The sequence below is a fragment of the Caldicellulosiruptor hydrothermalis 108 genome (assembly GCF_000166355.1).
GTDB classification, from domain to species: Bacteria; Bacillota; Thermoanaerobacteria; order Caldicellulosiruptorales; family Caldicellulosiruptoraceae; genus Caldicellulosiruptor; species Caldicellulosiruptor hydrothermalis.
This window is the reverse complement of sequence record NC_014652.1, coordinates 1,544,526-1,566,795: the sequence shown is the minus strand read 5'-3', so window position 1 is coordinate 1,566,795 and position 22,270 is coordinate 1,544,526. Positions and strand designations below refer to the sequence as shown.

The window sequence follows — 22,270 nt, the reverse complement described above, 5'->3', positions numbered from 1 at the left end:
TTATAACCATTTCTTATTGGACTGGGATTTTTACAGGTGTTATACTTATGATAAAGTTAATTATTTGACAAAGTGATTGTAAGTAGTCTTAGGTTAACACACATTGAAGGGAGAGAGAGTATGAGTTACTGTGTAAGCACTAAAAGAATGAATGAAATTTTAAAAGCATTACAAAAAGACTACAAGATATATGCCCCTGTGCGTTTTGAAAAGCGAGGTCGTTATTCAGACACAGATTTAATTCGATATGCAGAAATTAACTCGATTGAAGATGTAGTCTATGACGAGAAATCACATTTTTCACCAAAAGAAGTAATCTATCCGATTACCCAAGCACTATTCTACTTTACCGAAGATGAATACAGAGAAAGCAAAGTGGATGACAAGAAGATTCTAATATTTGCCCGTTCCTGTGATATAAACGGTTTTAGGCGACTTGACACTATTTTTCTCAAAAACGGTGGTACAGAAGATATCTACTACAAGCGTTTACGAGAAAAAATAAAGTTTATTTTGATGGAATGCAAAGAAGGATGGAATAGTTGTTTCTGTGTCTCAATGGGTTCCAATAAAACAGACGACTACAGTTTAGCAGTTAGATTTGACGGGGATAACATACTGGTAGAAGTAAAAGACGATGAATTTGTCAATTTATTTTCCAATGAAAGAGAAATAGAATTTATCCCTGAATTTGTTACTTCTAACCCAACAAAAGTTAACATCCCTGAAATTGATAGCCAAGAGTTGTTAGAAAAAATTTACAACCTTGACATGTGGGAGAATTATAATTCAAGATGTATAAGCTGTGGAGCATGCAGCGCAGTGTGCATAACTTGCAGCTGTTTTAACACATTAGATATCATATACAGCGAAAATGGAAGGGTAGGAGAGAGAAGAAGGGTCCAAACAAGCTGTATGCACGAAGATTTCACAACAATGGCGGGGGGTTGGAGCTTTAGAAAAACTACTGGAGAGCGGATGAGGTTTAGAACTCTGCACAAGATCTACGACTATAAACTTCGCTTTAAAGAGGAGCATATGTGTGTTGGCTGTGGACGTTGTGAGGAAAGATGTCCTAAACTAATATCTTTTTCTTCTACTATTAATCGTTTATATGATGAGGTGGAAAAACTTAAAAAAGGAGAAGTAAGCCGGACAAGAGAACAAGCACAATCAACTGAGGAGGGAAAATAAAATGAGCGAAAATATAATGCTTCCCCATCCACATAAAATAATAGACATTATTCCCGAAACAGAAGACGTATATACCTTTAGAGTAGAAACCAGCGCAAAAGTTAAACATGGACAATTTTTTCAGGTATCTATACCTAAAATTGGAGAAGCTCCTATATCAGTAAGTTGTATGGGTGAAAATTGGGTGGAGCTTACTATAAGGAAAGTAGGTAAGCTTACCAATGAGATATTCAATTTAAAGCCAGGTGATAAGATATTTATGCGCGGACCTTACGGCAATTCATTTCCGATAGAGGAATTTAAGGGCAAACATTTGGTTGTAATTGCCGGTGGTACTGGAGTTGCTCCTGTGAGAAGTTTTTTAAAGTATTTTTACGAAAATCCAGATGAAATAAAATCACTGCACTTTATTGCTGGATTTAGGGATGAAAAGAATATTCTGTTTAGAGAGGATCTAAAAAAATTCAAAACAAAATTTAACACAATTTATACTCTTGATAGAGATAAAATAGAAGGTTTTGAAGTTGGCCTTGTTACCGAACACATTAAGAAAATACCATTCAATACATTTGAGGATTATAATGTAGTAATCGTAGGACCTCATGTTATGATGCACTTTGCTGCTTTAGAATGTTTAAAAAACGGAGTAGCTGAAGAAAAAATTTGGGTATCGTTTGAAAGAAGAATGTCCTGTGGTGTTGGCAAGTGCGGTCATTGTAAAATAAATGAAGTATATGTTTGTTTAGAAGGCCCTGTTTTTAATTATACCAAGGCGAAAAATTTACTGGACTGATGAGGAGGAGGAATTAAAATGGGTTACGATATTGATGTAGAAAAACTTCGTAGAAACTGCTATCGTCAGTCAAAAGTACGAGGCGAATTTATGCTTCAAATGCGTGTTCCTGGTGGTGTAGTAAGTGCTAAATATTTTCCAATGTTTAAATATATAGCAGAAACGTGGGGAAATGGTGAAATTCACTTAGGAATGAGGCAGACAATTTCAATTCCTGGTATTAAATATGAAAATATAGCGGCAGTTAACAGATATATAAGGTCTTATATTGAGGATATAGAAGTAAAGTTGTGCGGAGTTGAGATGGAAGTTAATGACAATGGATATCCGACCATAGGTGCTCGTAATATAATGGCTTGCATAGGCAATCGTCATTGCATATATGCTAACATTGACACAACAGATCTGGCCAGGAAGATAGAAAAGATTATATTCCCCAGCGATTATCACATAAAGTTAAGTATATCAGGATGCCCTAACGACTGTGGCAAAGCTCACTTTAATGATTTCGGTATAATTGGTATCACAAAAACAGAATACGATTATGAGCGTTGTATAGGGTGTAAAAAATGTGTGGAAGCATGTGCACGCCATGCAACAGGGGTTTTATCTGTTGAGAAAGGTAAAATTGTCAAAGACAATTGCTGTTGCGTCGGTTGTGGCGAATGTGTACTTGTGTGCCCGACCGGGGCTTGGACCAGGAACCCTAAAAAATTCTACAGGGTATTGATCGGCGGCAGAACAGGAAAGCAAACACCTCGTATGGGAAAAATCTTTTTAAACTGGGTTACAGAAGATGTGGTTTTGGGGGTACTTAAAAACTGGGAGGCATTTTCTGCTTATGTTTTGAATAATAAGCCTCAATATCTCCACGGCGGACACCTTATTGATAGAGTGGGATATGAGAAATTTAAAGAAATGATATTAAAAGATGTCCAACTAAACCCAGAAGCTATGGTAGCTCAAAGAGTTTTGTGGACAGAAACCGAATATAGATCTAACTTTAACTTAAAACCTGTAAACCAGCGTTAACATTCATCTTCTGAATAATCTAAAACCTATGGGCTACTATAATAGTAGTCCACTCTTTTTTATCATCTTCTGCCCTTTGTTTTAAATATTTTACCAAAATTTTTCAAGGAGGGGAGTAGTCATGGAGAAAAAATACGTCAATAAAGGGTTTATACAGCAGTTAGATGGCAGTTACGCTGTTGTAATTCATCCTGTCAATGGGTATCTTGAACCAGAACAGTTAGAGACTATCTGGAGGCTGGCTAAGCAATATGGAGGTGCGAAGCTTACAGTTACTCAGGCTGTAATGATTTTTGGCATAAAGCCAGAGGATTTTGACAAAATAGCTGAAGAGTTAGAGAAAGTTCGCTTGCCTTTGGCTGATATTGGGCCAGTAGTGCGAAATGTTAAAGTATGTTCTTGTGAGCATTGCAAACGTGTAATTCGCGACGTTACACCTCTGGCGGCGCAAATCAATCAGTGCCTTGCAGGGCTTGCAACGCCGAAAAAATTTAAGATTGCTGTAAATGGTTGTCCTAATTCATGCGTTGAGGCACAACTAAATGATTTGGGCATCATTGCAGTCAAAGACGGCTATTGGATTTACCTTGGAGGCAAAGGAGGTCGTCAGCCACAATTAGGTACTCGCTTAGATGTGGTTATAAAAGAAGAACATCTAATCGACACTGTTAAAAGGATTGTTAATGGCTATATTAAGGTTGCACAAAACGAACGATTGGCTGAAGTTATTAACCGCATGGGGTTTTTACCATTCCTCAGAATAGCATTAGCATGGAATAGTGAAGGAATCAAGACATGCATAGGTGCGCGCTATTGCAAAAATGGCGTTGGTGATGTCCATGCTATGGCTGAGCGCATAGTATCCTCTGGCAATTTACAAGGAAATATAACTATCAGTGGTTGTGGTAATGCATGTGCTATGGATAAGGAAGCAGATTACAATGTTGTCGTTTTAAAAGATAGAGTATGGGTATATAATAAAAATGGCGAAATGGTTGTTATTGATGGGGACCAGTTACCAGAGTATCTTAGAAAAAATGGTATTTTAAAATAAAGCGAAAAAGTAAAGATTTGGAAAGATATTTTTAACATTTCGCATGGGTAACTGAAAAGATGACAGAAAGGAGGGAGTGGATGAACGAATTAAAGGTGCTCTTCCATATCAACGAATCTAGTAGGTGGCAGATGGTGCTCATTAATATCACTAATTTTTTAAATGATGTTGGGCAAAACAATGCTAACGTTGAAGTAGTGATTAATGGCGAAGCAGTTTCTATTTTTAAAAATAAATGCCAGCAAGCTGAAAGTGGTAGTTTGTGCAATGTATCAACTAATTTGTCGCTTTTGGAACAGATGGAGAAATTATCAGAGGTAGGAGTGAAATTTACAGCATGCCGGAATGCTCTCAAAGCGCAGCTTATCGATGAAGAGAGCATTCCCGATTTTGTAAGGGTTGTGCCAGCTGGCATAACAGAAATTGTAAGAAAACAGGCAGAAGGGTATGCTTATATCAAGCCTTGATTTATATGTCTTAAATTTAAAATAAGGCAGGTGAATAAGAATGATGAAAGAATTTGTAGATTCTCATGTACATGTTTCATTGCTTCCATTTGAGGGATGGGAAAATATGGCCCTGGCAGGAGTAAAGAAAGTTATTAGCTGCTCACTATTTTTTGGAGCAAAACATGCCGAAACACTCTTTGATCATTTCCATCAGATGTTAACTCTTTCTATGAGTATTGCTGCCAAAAATGGTATTAAGCTTTACGTTACCATTGGAATTCATCCCATGGGAATACCGGATGATTGGACCAGAGTGATCGACGCTCTTCCAGACTACCTTAAAATGAGTGGTGTAATTGGTCTTGGTGAGATTGGGCTACATGAGGGAAACAAGCGGGAGCAGGAGGTCCTCCATGAGCAATTGAAGATTGCCAAGGAATATGGGGCTGCAGTAATCCTTCATACTCCTCCAGAGAACAGGGTCGAAATTACCAATAAAACAATTGAAATTGCTGCTAAGGTAGGAATAGAACCCCGAAAAGTGATAATAGACCATGCTAATTTAGATATTATTGACTTAATCGAAGACTTTGGTGCTGTGCCCGGTCTTACAATTCGCCAGGATGGTCTTACTCCTCAACTGTTGCTGAATTATCTGGAACGTTTCCAACGAGGTGTACTAAATAGCGATTACAGCAATTTAAGACCTAATGATCCTCTCAGCGTGCCCAGGACAGTACGATACTTAGAATTAAACCAAGCTTATTCAGAACTCATTGGTCGAATTTCACGATACAATGCTGAGGAAGTTTTTGGTATTTGAACGCTCGGCAAGGAGTAAATCCATAATGAAGGAGATGAAAGCATGCCGGTCAAGAATGACCAAGATGAACTTCTTGATTTAACAATCCTTGCCTACCTCAAAAAGCTTGGACCGGAATACGCAAAACTTCTGGCGATACGTCTGGGTTTATCCTTGGAAGAAACCAGAAAGCGACTACAAAGTCTGGAGGAGAGAGGACTTATCAAGCGAGTGGAAAGAAGAATAGTTAAATATTACCATCGTCGACGAAAAAGTGTTAAGCATCGAAATCACACATATTATGAGCTTACCAGAGAAGGAGAACTTTTTTTAAGAGAGGCTAAGAAGAAAATTGATATTAATTTGGACATCGAGTATCCTAAAAGGTAAAGTAACTCCTCTAAAGATTCTCCTCAGAAAATTAAAAACACGGTAGATTTGAAAGAAGCTTAAGCCATCAGGGAGTAACTTCAACATCTTTATATAGTCTACAGCAACTGTGTTTACTCAAGCTTGCTGGTCCCTCAAGAGAATTGCACTAAGATGTGCAACATGATAGAATTTCTCTTGAGGGTAATTTAATATCCAAAAGAATTAAGGTTTTAACCGATGGTGGGGCTGATGCATTTGGATACAAAAGAAATTAATAGCAATCATATTACAGAGCGCAAAAAAAATACCAGAGGTTAATCAAACTGATAGATTGAAAAAAGTAAAATAACTTATAACAAGAATCACATAGGGCTTTTTTAATAAGAACACTTAATAATCCAAAAACCTTCGGAGATGATGTTTTGTGCTATGGATCATTGGAATCAATCACAAAGTAGAAGTTGATACCAGACAAAAATTTTCTCTGACAAAGACCAAGTTACAAGAAAAGTTGATTAGTTTAAAAAAATTAGCAAATGAAGTCATAATTCTCAGTACCTGCAACAGAACAGAAATCTACTTCTTTTCAGAAGAGTATGTGGACATAGAAAAAATATTCACTGAACTTGACTGGGATAAGAGATATATGCATTTATTTTATATTTACAAAGACAAAGATTGTATAAAACACCTATTTGAAGTTGTATGCGGCTTTGATTCACTTTTAATTGGCGAAGAACAAATTGTTGCTCAGGTAAAAGAAGCAAAAGAGATTGCGAAGCAGGTGGGCGGTAAAAATCCAGTCCTTGAAAGGCTTTTTGAGGTTGCCTTAAAATGTTCAAAGGAATTTCGAACAAAGTCAAGGTTAAACGAGCATCCCATCACCATCGCATCAGTTGTTGGAAAGGTTTTGAAAGAATCAAATATCAGAAAAATTGCTATAATTGGACTTGGAAATATTGGATTTTCATTTTGCAACTACTTTAAAAACTCAGATGTGGACAAAGTATTTTTAATTGGGCGCAAAAACGAGAGAATTGACCAATTTGTCAAGCTATATCCTGAAAAATTTGAGTATAGCGACAAAAAAGATGCAATCTCAGAAGCACAATGCCTGATATGCTCAACATCTGCGCCACATGCAGTTGTCCACAAAGATGATATACCAGAGGGAAAAAATCTGCTCATATTTGACCTTGCTGTACCAAGAGATGTGGATGTTGAGGTGTATAAACTTCCGAACGTTAAAGTGATTGATATAGACCAAGTTCATAAGATAGATACCATTAACAGGGAATTTAGGATTTCCAAGATGCAAGAGAATTACCATATAATTGAGAAATATGTTGATGAGTTTATTGATTGGCTTGAGTTTAGGAAATATAAAGGCTTAATTATGGATATGAAAAAGCACGCAGAGGAATTGGGCAGAATGCAGGTGAAGTATCTAAAGAATGTTGATAGCGAAGAAATAGAAAAAATTGAAAGCGTCTTGATAAGGATGGCAAATCTATATATTGATAGGGCAATTGAGGTTTTAAGAGAGGCACACAAAGAGGGAAGTGGTGAAATTTGCTCAAACCTGATAAAGAGGATATTCTTGAAATAGATTCAGGCTTTGAAAATCTTATGCATATTGGACTTGTAGCAAATAACATTAAGGTGGGGGTTATAGGAGCAGGAAAAGCTTCTTTGATAAAAACCAAAACCTTTTTAGGAGCTGGTTGCAAGGTTGAAGTTTTATCGACAAGGTTTGATATAGGCTTCAGAGAGTTGAAAAGTGGATATCTAAAACTCAAAAGAGGGAAATTTCGCAAAAGTTTTTTAAAGGATAAGCACATAGTTGTAATTGGGGTGTCAAACAGAAAGCTTGAAAAAAGAATTATCTGGCACTGCAAAAGACTAAATAAACTATATCTGGTGTGCTCAGATTATAAGCTCGGAAACTTAAGACTTGGTGCTCAAAAAAGAACTGATGAATTTGTTTTTAGCTTGTCAATAAATAGGGGAAATCCGAAACTTTCGAAATATCTTACACAGAAAGTTCTCAATTTTCTTCAGAGTTTTGCCATGTTCTGCAAATGGGCAACTGATTTGAGAGAAAAATTAAAGCATCATCCACAAAAGGACCAAATATTGGAATTCGTTTGTTCAGATGACTTTTATTATTTTTTCAAAAAAGGATATGCTAATAAGATTATAGAATTGTTTTACGAAGATGTTTTAAATTTTGAGGTGACAAGATGAAAAAGTTAAGAATTGGCGCAAGGGACAGCAGACTCAGCAGAATTCAAGTTGATATTGTGGCAAGAAAAATCAAGCAAACCTTAGGTATTGAATGTGAATTTGTTCCTATAAAAACAAAAGGAGATATTGACAAAACAAAAAGCCTAAAAGACTTTAAAAGTCCAGGTGTATTTGTAAAAGAGATTGAACGTGCACTTTTAACGAGGGAAATAGATTTAGCTGTGCACAGTCTAAAGGACTTGCCTTGTGAAATAGACAGTAATTTTGAGATTGTGGCAGTTGTTGAAAGAGAGGATCCCAGAGATGTGCTTGTATCAAAAGATGGTGTGGGATTCTACCAGCTAAAGCCAAACGCAAAAATTGGAACAAGTAGTTTAAGAAGAGAGGTACATTTAAAAAATTTAAGAGAAGATATACAAGTTGTTAATATAAGAGGCAATATAGAAACACGACTTTCAAAGATTGAGTCAGAAGGGCTTGATGGAGTTATAGTTGCCTATGCTGCACTAAAGCGGTTAAACTTAGATTCTTATGTAAGTTATATTTTTGATATAAATGAAATTACACCTTGCCCTGGTCAGGGGGCAATATGCATTGAGTGCCTTAAAGATAGTCCCTATAAAAGCATCTTAAGTAAAATAAACGATGTTAATGCATATATCCAAACCCAGTTTGAAAGGCTTGTTTTGAAGTTTTTGGGAGGAGGGTGTCATTCGTCGATTGGTGTTTTTTGTAAAACAGACCAGGACAAAATTTATGCATTTGCTTCCCTTTTAAGAGGTGATAAATTAGTAAAAGCAAGTATTGAGGGTGACAAAGCTGACTTTTTGTCTCTTGCAAATAAGCTAAGTAAGATGCTTGAAAGTTAGTTTATGGTAAGACTTGTGTGAAGTTAATTTTCCAAAGGAGGATTAGTATATTGAAAGTTGGAAAGGTATATATTGTTGGGGCTGGTCCATACATGGAGGACTTGATAACAGTAAAGTGTCTGAATGCTATAAAAACTGCTGATGTAATAATTTACGATAGGTTAATAAACAAAAATTTGTTGAAGCTTGCAAAAGATGATGCAATTTATATCTACTGTGGTAAAGAACCAAAAAAACATGTACTTTCTCAGGACAGAATTATAAACTTGATGATAGAGTATGCAAAAAAAGGTTTTAATGTTGTTCGGCTAAAAGGTGGAGACCCATATATATTTGGAAGGGGAGCAGAAGAGGCAGAAAAACTATTTGAAAATAACATACCTTTTGAGATTATTCCTGGTGTTAGTTCATTTTACTCTGCTTTAACCTTTGCGGGTATTCCTATCACGTATAGAAAGCTTGCACGTGAATTTCATGTGTTTACTGGGCACACGTGCGATGATAAAGAACTGAATTGGAACATAATTTCTAAACTTGATGGAACTTTAATATTTCTCATGTCTGCCGAAAATATTGAAAGTATCTCACAAAAACTGATTTTACACGGCAAACAGCCTCAAACTCTTGCTGCAGCAGTAATTAATGCAACAACTGGTCGGCAGAAAGTAATTAGCGGGTATTTAGAAGACTTTGCAAGTGGAAAGTCTAAAAATCAAATTGCATCGCCAATGGTATTTGTGATAGGTGAGGTTATAAAATTTAGAAATAAGCTTTCTTTTTATGAGAATTTGCCTTTATTTGGTAAAAGAGTTTGTATCACACGTCCCAAAAATGTCTCAAGGAATATAAAAAGTTTGCTATTCAGTCTTGGTGCGGACGTTGTTGATGGTTGCTGCTCAAAACTGGTTCTCCATAGGGAGGAGATTGATAAAATTTTAAACTCTTTGCCTGAATACAATATATTGGTATTTACGAGTGTAAATGGTGTTGATAGTTTTTTTGACTACTTGATTGAAAAAAATATAGATGTGAGAAATATTAAAGGTGACTTTGCTGCAATAGGTAAAAAAACTGCACTTTCACTCCAAAAGAGAGGATTTAGGGTAAAATATATTCCAGATGAACATTCATCAGATGGTTTGATCAAGATTTTCGAGAATGAAGTTGATAAAAGCAAAAAGATATTGACTGTGCAGTCAAAAAATGCAGGAGATTACCTCAAAAATTCCCTTGAAAGCTTGGGATTTGAGGTTGATACCATCTTTGCATATTCAATGGAATTTACTAAAAACCCAAATGATGCAGTTTACGATTCAGACATATTTGTATTCACAAGCTCAGGAATGTTTAGACACTTTATAGAATGCTATGGGGTTGAAGTGCTTTCTAATAAAATAGTTATTTCAATTGGTGAGCATACCCAAAAGACATTGGAAAGTTTCGGTATTAAAAGTATCATTAGTAATGAGGCAACCGATGAGGGAATAGTAAATAAGATTTTAGAGGTGGTCAAAAATGGAGTTTAAAAGATTGAGAAGGTTAAGACAGACTAAGGCTTTAAGAGAACTTTTTTATGAAACAAGACTTTACAGCAAAGGGTTTATTTTTCCCCTGTTTGTTGATGATGGTAAAAACGTGTTTGAAAGAATGCCGCAATTAGATGGCATTGTGAAGGTATCTGTTGACAGACTACATGAAATTTTGGATGAGATCAAGAAAGCTGACATTGGCGGTGTAATTTTATTTGGTGTGACTTCACAGAAAGATGAGATGGGCAGTTATGCTACCAAGGATGATGGGGCAGTCCAGCAGGCAATAAGGAAAATAAAAGAATATTCCGAAGATATATTGGTGTTTGCAGATGTGTGCCTTTGTGAGTACACATCACATGGACATTGTGGTATTTTGAAAGGTGATAAAATAGATAATGATAAGACAATAGAGGTTTTAGGCGAGATAGCATTATCTTATGCAAAAGCAGGGGCAGACATAATTTGTCCATCTGATATGATGGACGGAAGGGTTGCCGCTATCCGAAAAAAGCTTGACAGTCACGGATTTGTTTATACTCCCATCATACCATACAGTGCAAAGTTTGCCTCCTCACTTTATGCACCATTTAGAGATGTAGCAAACTCACGGCCTGCTTTTGGCGACAGAAAAAGTTATCAAATGCCATATCAAAACAAAAGAGAAGCTCTGCGAGAGATAGAAGCTGACATTTTAGAAGGCGCCGATGCTGTAATTATAAAACCTGCCTTGACATCACTTGATGTAATTTCTGTGGCAAAAGAGAAATTCAATATTCCTATTATAGCTTATAATGTTAGCGGCGAGTATGCCATGGTAAAAAGTGCAGGCAAATTGGGTTTTTTGAATGAAGAAGAGGTTGTAATTGAGATATTGACTGCAATAAAGAGGGCAGGTGCTGATGCGATTATAACATACCATGCTTTAGAAGCTGCAAGGATATTGAATGGAAAGGAGCTTTAAAAATGAGACTTGACAAAAGTAAAGAAGTATTTGACAAGACCAAAAGATATATACCAGGCGGGGTTAACAGTCCAATTCGTGCCTTTAAAAATTTGAGTATTACCCCGCCAGTCATCTCAAAAGGAAAAGGCTGCCGTATATTTGATATTGATGGCAATGAATATATTGATTTTGTTCTGTCCTGGGGTGCGATGATATTAGGACATTGTGACCCTGATGTTGTAAATAGCATAAAAGAAGTGGTGGAAGATCAAATAGCATTTGGAGCACCAACAGAAATTGAATATAAGATGGCAAAGCTTGTGTGTGAGACAGCCCAAATTGATATGGTTCGATTTGTTAATTCAGGGACAGAAGCTACAATGACTGCTGTAAGGCTTGCAAAAGGTTATACTGGGAAGAAAAAAATAGTAAAGTTTGCAGGCTGTTATCATGGTCATCATGACATCTTTCTGAAAGAAGCAGGGTCAGCAGTAGCCGAGCTAAGATTAAAGGGAATTGATGAAGATATTGTACAAAATACAATTGTGGTTGAATACAACAATTTAGATTCAGTAGAAAAAGCTTTTAAAGAAAACAAAGATGAGATAGCAGCTGTTATAATCGAGCCTGTGGCAGGGAATATGGGTGTTGTACCTGCCAAAAAAGAGTTTTTGCAAGCCCTAAGAGAAATTTGCAACCTCCACGGCAGTCTTCTGATTTTTGATGAAGTAATAACCGGTTTTAGACTTTCACTGAAAGGTGCAAGAGCTTTATATGATGTTGAGCCGGACCTTATAACTTTTGGAAAGATAATTGGCGGGGGGCTTCCTTGCGGCGCAGTTGGTGGCAAAAAAGAGATTATGCAGTGCTTAGCACCACAAGGAAATGTCTTTCAGGCAGGTACTATGTCGGGCAATCCAATTGTGATGAGTGCAGGGTACGCTACTATCAAAAAGCTTAAAGAAAATCCTCATTTTTATGGTAATTTGGAGATGTTAGCAGGAAAACTCGAAAAAGAGTTGACACAAGTCTTTTCTAATTCCAATTTAACTTTTTGCATAAACAGGGTAGGTTCAATGCTAACAATCTTCTTTGGAGTTGAAAAGGTAGAAAATTTCGAGATGGCAAAGATGAGCGATTTAGACTTGTTCAGAAGTTTTGCAGAATATATGATAAAAAACCATATTTATGTTCCTTCCTCTCAATTTGAAGCGATGTTCTTATCTGTAGCACATAGCGAAAATGATGTAGAAAAATTCGTTGAAATTGCTGAGGAATTTTGCTCTTCAAAAAGGAAATGATAAGAACAACGTCTTGTAGTTAACTTAGAGTGTTTAAAAAGATGTTGATAGAATAAAAGGAGACGTGTAAAATAAATTTATACTAAATCTATCTAAATAATTTAGTACAATAACATACAGGAGGGTAATTTTATGGATATCATAATAGATGAAACATTACAAGAAAAATATGAAAAATTAAAAAACTATATCAAAAGCTTAGGAAGCCTTGCAATTGCTTATTCAGGTGGAGTTGATAGTACCTTTTTAGTCAAAGTTGCTTATGATGTTTTAGGAGATAGAGTTATTGCCGTGACTGCAACATCCTCAACCTATCCAAAAAGAGAACTCAATGATGCAATAACATTCATAAAACAAATAGGAGCAAAACACATAGTCATAGAATCAGAAGAGCTTGAAATTGAGGGATTCAATAAAAACCCTGTTGATAGATGCTATTACTGCAAGAAGGAGCTTTTTGAAAAGATATGGAAAGTAGCAAAGGCACATGGAATTGAGTATGTTGCGGATGGTTCAAACTTTGATGATTTGAACGATTTTAGACCTGGCATGAAGGCGGCATGTGAGCTTAACGTTGTAAGTCCACTTAAAGTTGCTGGGCTTACAAAAGAGGATATTAGGAAATTGTCAAAAGAGTTGGGACTTCCAACATGGGACAAACCTGCCTTTGCATGCCTTTCTTCACGCATACCTTACGGAGAAAGAATAACAAAAGAAAAATTAAGCATGATAGAAAAAGCTGAGGAATATTTACTTGGACTTGGGTTTAAGCAGGTGAGGGTAAGGTATCATCAAGATAAACTTGCACGAATAGAAATAGGTAAGGATGAGATGGAGAAGTTTTTAGATATTAAGTTAATAGAGAGTGTTAGGAATAAGTTTAAAGAGTTAGGTTTTTTGTATATTACTTTAGATTTAGAGGGGTACAGAACAGGGAGTATGAATTTGAGTTTGAATTTGAATTTGTGAACTTTGTATTAAAATGAAGTGTGTATAAAAATTATATTTTTTTTGATTTAGGCGTTTGCAAAATAGGTGGTGATTGAAGGTAAAAGGCACCAATACTAACATGAAATACAATCAAGATACAAAAAGAAAAGAGAAGTGAAAACCAAATATTATCAATACCAACAAAAATAATCAGCAACAAACATATGACAAAAATTAACAACTTCAAAAAAGACAATAATATCCTAAGCCTTCTTAACTCCTTGTTTTAGAAGGTTAAGTAAAAACAAAACCAGAAATTTTTTGTAAGAAATAGATTTAAAAAATAGTAGTATTAAGCGATAAGTTTTTTGAGCTTGTTAAGTTTTTTGATAGTCAATTTAGAGCAATAGAGTTTGATATTGTGAGCGAGGATAAACAAGAGCGAGAAAGTAATGGCAGATAGCAAGAAATCAGAGAAAATAGAAATATGGTCATAAGTAGAGATAGTATCAGAGCCCATGTAGGATTTCAGGTGGTAAATAGTCTGCTCTACAGCGACACGTTTTTTGTAGAGGTCAAAAAACTCTTGTGAATTTCTGTTGATACCTGGGAAAGAGCGAAAGTTATCTGGGTATGTATAGAACATTCTACCCGATTTAGAGGTAGTACAAGGCTGAGGGCAAGAGCAGATGCGTTTGCCATCTTTGTATTGTGACATAGGGCAAGTCCATTTAAGGCGCAAAGAGCGATTTTTACCCTGACATTTGCCTTCGGGTTTAAAAGGTTTGTTGAACTTTTTGCAGATAGGGATACCATCTTCAGAAATAACGATATTGGGGTCTGATGTAGGTGTAGTATTTTTAGAAGCTCTTGTATTTAGTGGAATAACGATTTTGGAGAAGTTAAAGGTATTTTTTAAAGTGGAGTATATGTTGTGGGAATCCAAAGCACTGTCGGCGATGAAAGTGGAGAAATTTTTGGGGATATAAGAGAATAAAGTTTCGAGCGAAGGAATTAAACCTTTAGAGTCGGAGATAGCTTTTGCTTCTTGTGGGTCAGAGGAAGGGGAATCATAGTTAAACAGAGGTACTAAAGCTAAAGGGATACCGAGAGCGTTGGTAATGACTGCAAATTTTAAAGCCCAGCAGAAATGGCCATTTACAAACATAAGACGGATGTTAGAATTAGCGTTAGCAGTTTTAGGCAAAGAAGAATAAACGAGAGAGTAGACTTTTTCAGAGGGAAGTTCAGGGTTAGCTTTTGAGGTATTTTTCAGCAGTAGATGAATGAATTTAGGATTGTTTTCACGAACCTTTTGGGACAATACCTGTTGTGTCGAAGATTAAGATTGAAGAATCTTGAGGGCATTGTTGGATGGAAATATTATGTGCATGGATAGAGATATTTTGAAAAAGTTTATGGATTTCACTTGCAAATATTTTTCTAAAGCGAGAGAGAGTAGAGATAGAAGGGACATTGCCATGAAGATTACAAAATGAGCGAAGTTCGAATGAGTTGAGTAAGACAGCACGAAGCTGAGTTAAAGTATTGAGTTTGAGCAATTTTTGGACGAGGAAGCAACAAAGCATAGATTCTAAAGAGAAGTATCTATGCTTACCGAAATATTTGTAGTAGGCATTGTAGAAAGAAGAAGGTATATAATGTGACAAGTCAATGAATTTATTGAACAAGCCCAAGAGGCTTTCAGGCTTGTAGAGAGCCGAAGCCTTTAGGTGGGAGAATAGGTCTATGAAAGAAAGTTGTTTAGGTTTGGTGTTGAACATTTTGGAACCCTCCTCATAGTAGAAAATTTGTTTTATATAATCATATTTTACTACAATTATGAGGAGGGTGACCAGTCTTTTTTGATTCTATGTAAAGCTTGATAACGCTCATCTTGAGCGTTTTTGCAAAAGGCTATTATATTTTTTTTGATTTGAAAGGAGGAAATAAAAAAATGAAAAAAGTAATTCCTGAACTTCATCTCAATGATTGTGCACAGGCAATAGAATACTATAAAGATGTGTTTGGAGCAGAAGTAAAAAATGTTCAGATGGCTGATAACGTTCCAGGTTTTGAGAATTCCAAAGGTAAGGTACTCCATGCAGAACTTTTTTTATCTGATGAATGCGTAATATATTTAGCAGACCAATTTAATAACACTAATGAAGGAAGCAACATTACACTTGTGATTGAATGTGACTCAGAAGAGGAGATTAAAATGATTTATAATAATCTTTCAAAGGAAGGGACAGTAAGATTTCCTTTACAAAAGACATTTTGGGGTGCGCTACATGCAGTTATAACCGATAAGTTTGGAGTAACGTGGGGACTTAACTTTATGCTAAAGCCATAAACTTCAAATTTTTCTTTTTTGATATTGACATTTTCAAAGTATATATGGTATCCTTATAGAGGTGAAAAAGAAGTAGAAGTCTATCGCTTCTCACCTTTCCGAGAAATGACTCGGAGGGTCAATAGTGCTTTTTGAGCCATTTAATATGGCTCAAAAAGAGTTAAGGGAGTGGATAGACTATGCTTCTATCCACTTTTTGTTTAAATTAGGAATTAGGGTTATTTATTTCCAGGAGGTGTTTTAATATAAATAATAAAGATTTGCTCATTAATGAGCAGATAAGAGACAAAGAGGTAAGAGTTATTGATGAGAACGGTGTTCAACTTGGAATTATGAGCATAAAAGAGGCACTGAGGATTGCTGAGGAAAAAAAGCTTGATTTAGTTAAGATTGCTCCTCATGCTAATCCGCCTGTGTGCAAGATAATGGATTATGGCAAGTATAAGTTTGAACTTGCCAAAAAAGAGAAAGAGGCAAAGAAAAATCAAAAGGTTATTAACGTAAAAGAAATCAGGCTTACAACCACAATTGAAGAACATGACTTTAACGTAAAAATAAAAAATGCAATTAGGTTTTTACAGGATGGAGACAAAGTAAAGGTATCTATTCGCTTTAGGGGTCGTGAAGTCTTGCATCCTGAAATAGGTGAAGAGATTATAAACAAGTTTATAGAAAAGATAAAAGAGTACGGAGTTGTTGAGAAAAAGCCAAAATTGGATGGTAAGAACCTTACAGCGGTCATTGCGCCAAAACAGCAATAAAAATTTTTGATGGGGAGGAGTTTTTTGATGCCGAAACTAAAAACACATAGAGGTCTTGCAAAAAGAATTAAGATTAGCGGAAGTGGGAAATATTTGAGAAAGAAAGCAGGTAAAAGTCACCTTTTGAGCGGTAAGTCAAGAAAGAGAAAGAGAAATTTGAAAAAGACGGTGGTTGTTGATGCTACTAACGTTAAAGCAGTCAAAAAGCTTTTGCCGTACCTATAAACAACAATTTTGAGCAGGAGGTAGAGTTATAAATGAGAATAAAAAATGGTGTTTGGGCAAGAAAGAGACATAAAAAATGGCTAAAACTTGCAAAGGGTTATTTTGGTGCAAAGAGCAAGATTTTTAAACAAGCGCATGTAGCTGTAATGAGGTCTTTAAGATATGCATATGTAGGTAGAAGGCTTAAAAAGAGAGATTTTAGAAGGCTGTGGATAACAAGAATTAATGCAGCAGCAAGACAAAATGGTCTTTCGTACAGCAAGTTTATGAATGGTCTTAAAAAAGCAGGAATTAATCTTAATAGGAAAGTCTTAGCAGATATGGCTGTAAATGATCAAAAAGCATTTGCTGAGCTGGTTGAAATTGCCAAAAAGCAAATAAATGCTCAGTAAAGTATTTAAATTTTGATTTTTTTGAACAAGGGCTATTGGTAAGATGTCCACAAAAAAAGTTGAGTTTATTAGCAGTCGAGAGAACGAATGTATAAAGAGACTAAAAAAGCTGCATGATAAAAAGTACAGAGAAGAGTTTAGGTCTTTCATAACTGAAGGTTTAAAGCTGGTAAGAGAAGCTATTGACTATCAGATTGAATGTATAAACTTGGTGATATTTTCTCAACATGCGAAAGATAGGTATCAAGAATTTTACTGGGAGTGCAAGCGTCTTTTAGAAGATGGGAAAATAGAAAGAGTTATTGAGGTTCCTGATAAGCTGTTTGAATACATTACTACAACTTCTACACCACAAGGTATTTTAGCTGAGTGCAACTTTGTTGACAAAGGCATAAATTTTATAAAAAATCTGAGAAGAGTAGTTGTAGCTAACAAGCTACAGGACCCTGGCAATTTGGGAACATTAATTAGATGTGCTGATGCATTTGGATTTGATGCTGTTGTAACAACAAAGGGAACAGTTGATATCTACAATCCCAAGACAATACGTGCCACAATGGGTTCACTTTTTCATCTGCAGATTATGAGAGAGGCTGAAGAGGGAAAATTAATCAAAATCCTAAAAGATAATAGCTTTGCAGTTTATGTGGCAACGCCGTATGGTGATATTGAAATTTCAAAAATTGTTCCTGACAAAAGATTTTGTGTTGTTATTGGTAATGAGTCTGAAGGAGTTAGCGATTCTTTTGCAAAGGTGGCAACAAGAAAGATAAAAATCCCTATGGCTGGCAAAGCAGAGTCTTTAAATGCAGCGGTGGCAGCTTCAATTGTGTTGTATGAATTGAGAAAAAGATAGAATTTAAGCCTTCATCCAGAGTTAAAATTGTGGATGAGGGCTTAAAAATTAATTAAAAGGTGGTATAAGAAATGAACGATAAAACTCAACATTTCTCATTTGAAGAGAGTATGGAAAAAAAGGTTAAAGAGATATTGAGTGAAGTTTACAGTGCACTGAAAGAAAAGGGTTACAATCCAATTGCTCAGCTTGTAGGATACTTAATATCGGGCGACCCAACTTATATTACTAATCATAAGAATGCCCGCTCTATAATAAGGAGAATTGAAAGAGATGAAATATTGGAAGAAATTGTTAAGTTTTATATTGATAATAACATTGAGTAGTTTAATTTTCAGCTCAGCTTTTGCATTCAGTTTCTACAAGTTTAATGGGAAAGAGTTTCTTGATAGACATTTTTTTACCTCTGTAAAAAAAGTTATCTCAAGCAGCAAAAAAGGTTGGGCAGTGATTGTAGTTTTAAAAGATAAAGAAAAAAGTCAAATGGTTAAAGAGTATCTTAGCAAAAAAGGTGTAAACATTGATAATCTATCACAAGTAAAAAAGAAACAAAAGGGCTTATTTTTTTTATACAGTGGTGATGGCAGGTTAATCTTTGTGCTCAATAACCTTTCTGATGAAGGCTTTTTTACTTTCAAATCAGTTCACACTAAAAGAACAGGGCTTGTGCTGGACAGCGAGTTTATGGATATATTAGAAGGCAAGTTTAATAAAGATGCTAAAATATTAGTAGCAAATGACTTTTTACAATACTTGTGGAAATTTTTTTGGATATTGAATTATCAGCTTATGTATCTTAATAGATATTTAATATTGCTTTTTGCTGCTATCATTATTTTCTCAATATTAGAAGCAATAATTTATTTTGGTGGTTTTAAGATAGATTTATCAAATGGTATGCACATGTATATTATAAAATTATTTCCTACCACTGTGTTGCTTTCGTACCTTTTTATTATCTACTCACCGATAATAGTTCAGTATATTAACCATATTTTTGTATTTTTATTACTGTTTTTTGCAACCTCGTTAATATTATCATACTTCAGTTTTGAAAAAACTCAAACTGGAGTTGCTTTGGCTGGAATCCTCTCTATTTTGATTCAGGCTATTTTTTATGACAACTATTTGCAACTTATTTCTACTGCAGGATATCATCCTTCATTTGCAAATAGGTTTTATGGCATAGGCAATGAATTTTTTGCTTATTTATTGGGCTTTACATTTGTATTTTCAATTGTAACTAAGATTCCTTTGAAAAATCTTTATATAATACTTGGGGCCTTGGCTGTATTTTTATCTATTCCATATTATGGTATAAATTTTGGCGGGCTTGTTTCCATACTTTTAGGTTTTATTTTGTTTTCAGTTATAAATTCACGAAATAAAAAAAAGATGATTTTTTTGTTGTTACCAGTTGCAATCTTGATAGTTTTTGCTATCTTCAAGAATAGCTATCTATTTAATGTTTTTTCAAACACTGAGGTTTTGCTTGATACAATAAAAAGAAAAATGCTCATGAACCTTTCTTATTTTGTATCCTATCCATTAACAATTTTGCTTGTTAGTTGCTTTGTGATTTTAAGTATCTTAGCTTTGACCAAAAATAAAATTTTGGTTTTGAGATCACTTGAAAGAGAAAAGATAAAATTGTTTATTATAATCACTATGTTTGCATGGCTTTTGAACGATTCAGGTACGATAATTGTAGGTCTTTTATTGGGACTTTTAAACTTGAGTATATACCTTGCAAAGCTGGTGAAAGAGTATGGAAACAATTAAACTTGGAAGTACATCACTTTATGTGAGCAGAATATGTTTTGGTACCTTGACTTTAGGACCGCTTCAAAAGAGATTATCTATTGAAGATGGAGCAAGGCTTTTGGCGTACGCGTATCAAAAAGGTATAAATTTTGTTGATACTGCTGAGCTGTATGAGACATATGAGTATATAAGAAAGTCAATCCTGATAAGCGGAATACGACCGGTAATATCTACAAAATCATATGCTTATGATAAAAAAACAGCAGAGTTTTCTTTAAATAAGGCTTTGAAAGAGCTGGATGTTGACTACATAGACCTATTTATGCTCCATGAACAGGAAGGTGAGCATACTTTCAAAGGACATTATGAAGCAGTTGAATATTTTTTAAAAGCAAAAGAAAAAGGGTATATAAAACATTTTGGCATTTCTACCCACTATGTAAAGGCGGTAAAAGATGCCCTCAAATATCCAGAAATTGAAGTTATCCATCCAATATTTAACTACAAAGGAATCGGAATTGTAGATGGTACAGTTGATGAGATGGCAGAGGCGATAAAACAAGCCTACATACATGGCAAAGGAATTTTTGCTATGAAAATATTTGGTGGTGGTAATCTCCTTTCCAATTTTAAGCGAGCACTTGAATTTATATTTGAGTTTCCTTATCTTCATTCTGTTGCAATAGGTATGCAAAGTATATTTGAGGTTGATTATAATATTAGATGCTTTGAGGAAAAGAAGGTTTACTTGGAAAAGGAATTATTAGAAAATATAAAAACAAAAAAGCTTCATGTTGAAAGCTGGTGTGAAGGCTGTGGAGAATGTGTCTTGCATTGCCACCAAAATGCATTGTCTGTGAAAGATGGAAAGGTGTTTGTTGACTACTCCAAATGTCTTTGTTGTGGATACTGCAGTAGCTATTGCAAGTTTTTTGCTTTAAAAGTAATATGAAGCAAATTGGAAAAATAGAAGGGTGGTTGCAAATTGAGAATTCTGTGTCTTGACATGGGAAACAGTAGAGTTGGTGTTGCAATTTCAGATCCACTCAAAATTACTGCCCAGCCAGTTATGACAATTGAGCTACGAAATAAAGATTTGTTTGAGGAGCTTGACAAGATATTTCAAAGATACAGTATAGAAAAGGTTGTGATAGGCTATCCTCTTTCTAAGCTGCATCCTGACCAGAAAGATGAAAAGCTCAAAAAAATTGATGAGATTTCTGAAAAGATTAAAAGCAGATACAATGTAGAGATTGTAAAATGGGATGAGAGATTTTCAACAAAAGCTGTTGAAAAGGTGATAAATGGAGAATTGAACTGGAAAAGAAAGAAAAAGGTAATTGACAAGGTTGCAGCAGTTTATATTCTCCAGGGGTATCTTGATTTTTATAACGGAAGTTAAGAATCTTTTGTGTATGTTGATTTTGGTCTTCTTAAATGGTATATTAATGATAAAAATCTTACCAAGAAAAGCGAGTGATATTATTGAATATAGAAGTGCTTAAAAATGAAATTTACAAGCTAAAAGAAGAAAAGAACGCTTTAATAGTTGCTCACAATTACCAAATTGATGAAGTGCAGGAGATTGCAGATTTTGTGGGCGACTCTTTTTATCTGAGCAAAGTATGTGCTGAGCGTCCTGAAGAAGTTATAGTGTTTTGTGGAGTTCATTTTATGGCTGAGAGTGCAAAGATACTTTCACCCCATAAAAAGGTGTTGTTGCCAGAGATAGATGCTGGATGTCCTCTTGCTGATATGGTGACTGCAGAAGATGTTGAAAATTTAAAAAAGAAATATCCTGATTATTCAATTGTGTGTTATATTAACTCTCCTGCTTCTGTCAAAGCAAAATCAGATGTTATCTGTACTTCATCAAATGCTGTGAAAATTGTAAGGGAATTTCCCAATGACAAAATAATTTTTTTGCCAGACAAAAACTTAGGAAGTTTTGTTAGAAAACAGGTGCCTGAAAAAGACATCATTTTATGGGAAGGATTTTGCATTACACACTACAAGATAAAAAAAGAAGATGTTGAAAAGGCCAAATCTTTACATCCAAATGCTTTGGTTTTGGTCCATCCTGAGTGTAGACCAGAAGTGGTTGAGCTTGCTGACTTTGTCGGAAGTACAAAACAGATAATAGATTTTGCTACTGCTTCAAAAGAAAAAGAGTTTATTATCGGAACAGAGATGGGAGTGCTGTACAGTTTAAAGAAGCTGAATCCCGACAAGAAGTTTTATATTCTTCATCCAGGGATGATTTGTCCTAATATGAAGAAGAATACCTTGCAATCGGTAAGAGATGCTCTGTTGTATGAGAGATACCAGATAGAAGTTGAAGAAGAAATTATGCAAGGTGCGAAAAGAGCACTTGCTAAGATGCTTGAGATGGGTTAAT

At 35.2% G+C, this 22,270-nt stretch carries 24 protein-coding genes and 1 pseudogene; 24 read left to right on the top strand and 1 reads right to left on the bottom strand.

The features are described from left to right. Positions 1–120: 120 nt before the first annotated feature. The 14 genes from asrA to larE all read left to right on the top strand — a co-directional run bounded on the left by asrA (position 121) and on the right by larE (position 13,557). Entirely contained in the window at positions 121–1,194 is a 1,074-nt protein-coding gene (gene asrA / locus CALHY_RS07800) for an anaerobic sulfite reductase subunit AsrA (protein ID WP_013403422.1), read from the top strand. A 1-nt stretch (position 1,195) separates the two neighbouring features. Then, on the top strand, positions 1,196–1,987 hold the full coding sequence (asrB, locus tag CALHY_RS07795; RefSeq protein WP_013403421.1) for an anaerobic sulfite reductase subunit AsrB: 792 nt from the start codon (positions 1,196–1,198) through the stop codon (positions 1,985–1,987). 18 nt (positions 1,988–2,005) lie between these two features. Continuing rightward, positions 2,006–3,019 (top strand): sulfite reductase subunit C, encoded by a 1,014-nt coding sequence (asrC, locus tag CALHY_RS07790; protein WP_013403420.1) that lies wholly within the window; start codon positions 2,006–2,008, stop codon positions 3,017–3,019. A 121-nt stretch (positions 3,020–3,140) separates the two neighbouring features. Beyond that, positions 3,141–4,073: a nitrite/sulfite reductase domain-containing protein gene (locus CALHY_RS07785; protein WP_013403419.1), complete on the top strand. Its 933-nt coding sequence runs from the start codon at positions 3,141–3,143 to the stop codon at positions 4,071–4,073. An 80-nt stretch (positions 4,074–4,153) separates the two neighbouring features. Continuing rightward, positions 4,154–4,540, top strand: coding sequence for a DsrE family protein (locus CALHY_RS07780; RefSeq protein WP_013403418.1), 387 nt, complete (start codon positions 4,154–4,156; stop codon positions 4,538–4,540). A gap of 43 nt (positions 4,541–4,583) precedes the next feature. Next, positions 4,584–5,345, top strand: a complete 762-nt coding sequence (locus CALHY_RS07775; RefSeq protein WP_041723146.1) for a TatD family hydrolase — start codon at positions 4,584–4,586, stop codon at positions 5,343–5,345. 42 nt (positions 5,346–5,387) lie between these two features. After that, positions 5,388–5,714, top strand: coding sequence for a DUF2250 domain-containing protein (locus CALHY_RS07770; RefSeq protein WP_013403416.1), 327 nt, complete (start codon positions 5,388–5,390; stop codon positions 5,712–5,714). 406 nt (positions 5,715–6,120) lie between these two features. After that, entirely contained in the window at positions 6,121–7,305 is a 1,185-nt protein-coding gene (hemA, locus tag CALHY_RS07765; RefSeq protein WP_013403415.1) for a glutamyl-tRNA reductase, read from the top strand. Continuing rightward, positions 7,269–7,943 (top strand): NAD(P)-dependent oxidoreductase, encoded by a 675-nt coding sequence (locus CALHY_RS07760; protein ID WP_013403414.1) that lies wholly within the window; start codon positions 7,269–7,271, stop codon positions 7,941–7,943. The genes hemA and CALHY_RS07760 overlap by 37 nt, the downstream gene beginning before the upstream one ends. Further along, positions 7,940–8,812: a hydroxymethylbilane synthase gene (hemC, locus tag CALHY_RS07755; RefSeq protein ID WP_013403413.1), complete on the top strand. Its 873-nt coding sequence runs from the start codon at positions 7,940–7,942 to the stop codon at positions 8,810–8,812. The genes CALHY_RS07760 and hemC overlap by 4 nt, the downstream gene beginning before the upstream one ends. A gap of 50 nt (positions 8,813–8,862) precedes the next feature. After that, the gene (gene cobA / locus CALHY_RS07750) at positions 8,863–10,338 is read left to right on the top strand and encodes a uroporphyrinogen-III C-methyltransferase (RefSeq protein WP_013403412.1); all 1,476 of its coding nucleotides are present in this window, start codon (positions 8,863–8,865) and stop codon (positions 10,336–10,338) included. Continuing rightward, a complete protein-coding gene (gene hemB, locus CALHY_RS07745; RefSeq protein ID WP_013403411.1) occupies positions 10,328–11,305 on the top strand; it encodes a porphobilinogen synthase in 978 nt (325 codons plus the stop codon). The genes cobA and hemB overlap by 11 nt, the downstream gene beginning before the upstream one ends. A 2-nt stretch (positions 11,306–11,307) precedes the next feature. Next, positions 11,308–12,588, top strand: coding sequence for a glutamate-1-semialdehyde 2,1-aminomutase (hemL, locus tag CALHY_RS07740; RefSeq protein ID WP_013403410.1), 1,281 nt, complete (start codon positions 11,308–11,310; stop codon positions 12,586–12,588). A 132-nt stretch (positions 12,589–12,720) separates the two neighbouring features. Further along, the gene (gene larE, locus CALHY_RS07735) at positions 12,721–13,557 is read left to right on the top strand and encodes an ATP-dependent sacrificial sulfur transferase LarE (protein ID WP_013403409.1); all 837 of its coding nucleotides are present in this window, start codon (positions 12,721–12,723) and stop codon (positions 13,555–13,557) included. Positions 13,558–13,870: 313 nt separating this feature from the next. On the opposite strand, the pseudogene CALHY_RS13425 reads toward larE, so the two are convergent. Next, positions 13,871–15,302 (bottom strand): annotated as a pseudogene (locus CALHY_RS13425) (ISNCY-like element ISCahy1 family transposase). Between the two features lie 173 nt (positions 15,303–15,475). On the opposite strand from CALHY_RS13425, the gene CALHY_RS07720 reads away from it, so the two are divergent. From CALHY_RS07720 to nadA, 10 genes are all read left to right on the top strand, one after another. Beyond that, on the top strand, positions 15,476–15,874 hold the full coding sequence (locus tag CALHY_RS07720; RefSeq protein ID WP_013403408.1) for a VOC family protein: 399 nt from the start codon (positions 15,476–15,478) through the stop codon (positions 15,872–15,874). Between the two features lie 260 nt (positions 15,875–16,134). Next, on the top strand, positions 16,135–16,635 hold the full coding sequence (infC, locus tag CALHY_RS07715; protein WP_013403407.1) for a translation initiation factor IF-3: 501 nt from the start codon (positions 16,135–16,137) through the stop codon (positions 16,633–16,635). Positions 16,636–16,662: 27 nt separating this feature from the next. Next, the gene (gene rpmI / locus CALHY_RS07710) at positions 16,663–16,860 is read left to right on the top strand and encodes a 50S ribosomal protein L35 (RefSeq protein WP_013403406.1); all 198 of its coding nucleotides are present in this window, start codon (positions 16,663–16,665) and stop codon (positions 16,858–16,860) included. Between the two features lie 32 nt (positions 16,861–16,892). Next, positions 16,893–17,252: a 50S ribosomal protein L20 gene (rplT, locus tag CALHY_RS07705; RefSeq protein WP_013403405.1), complete on the top strand. Its 360-nt coding sequence runs from the start codon at positions 16,893–16,895 to the stop codon at positions 17,250–17,252. Positions 17,253–17,295: 43 nt separating this feature from the next. Beyond that, a complete protein-coding gene (locus tag CALHY_RS07700; RefSeq protein ID WP_013403404.1) occupies positions 17,296–18,108 on the top strand; it encodes a TrmH family RNA methyltransferase in 813 nt (270 codons plus the stop codon). 71 nt (positions 18,109–18,179) lie between these two features. Next, positions 18,180–18,434: an IreB family regulatory phosphoprotein gene (locus CALHY_RS07695; RefSeq protein WP_013403403.1), complete on the top strand. Its 255-nt coding sequence runs from the start codon at positions 18,180–18,182 to the stop codon at positions 18,432–18,434. Continuing rightward, complete coding sequence (locus tag CALHY_RS07690) at positions 18,382–19,890, top strand: hypothetical protein (RefSeq protein ID WP_013403402.1); 1,509 nt, start codon at positions 18,382–18,384, stop codon at positions 19,888–19,890. The genes CALHY_RS07695 and CALHY_RS07690 overlap by 53 nt, the downstream gene beginning before the upstream one ends. Continuing rightward, complete coding sequence (locus CALHY_RS07685; RefSeq protein ID WP_013403401.1) at positions 19,877–20,824, top strand: aldo/keto reductase; 948 nt, start codon at positions 19,877–19,879, stop codon at positions 20,822–20,824. Before CALHY_RS07690 ends, CALHY_RS07685 begins: the two co-directional genes overlap by 14 nt. Before the next feature lie 33 nt (positions 20,825–20,857). After that, positions 20,858–21,274 (top strand): Holliday junction resolvase RuvX, encoded by a 417-nt coding sequence (gene ruvX, locus CALHY_RS07680; RefSeq protein ID WP_013403400.1) that lies wholly within the window; start codon positions 20,858–20,860, stop codon positions 21,272–21,274. Positions 21,275–21,357: 83 nt separating this feature from the next. Next, the gene (gene nadA, locus CALHY_RS07675; RefSeq protein WP_013403399.1) at positions 21,358–22,269 is read left to right on the top strand and encodes a quinolinate synthase NadA; all 912 of its coding nucleotides are present in this window, start codon (positions 21,358–21,360) and stop codon (positions 22,267–22,269) included. Position 22,270 lies beyond the last annotated feature (1 nt).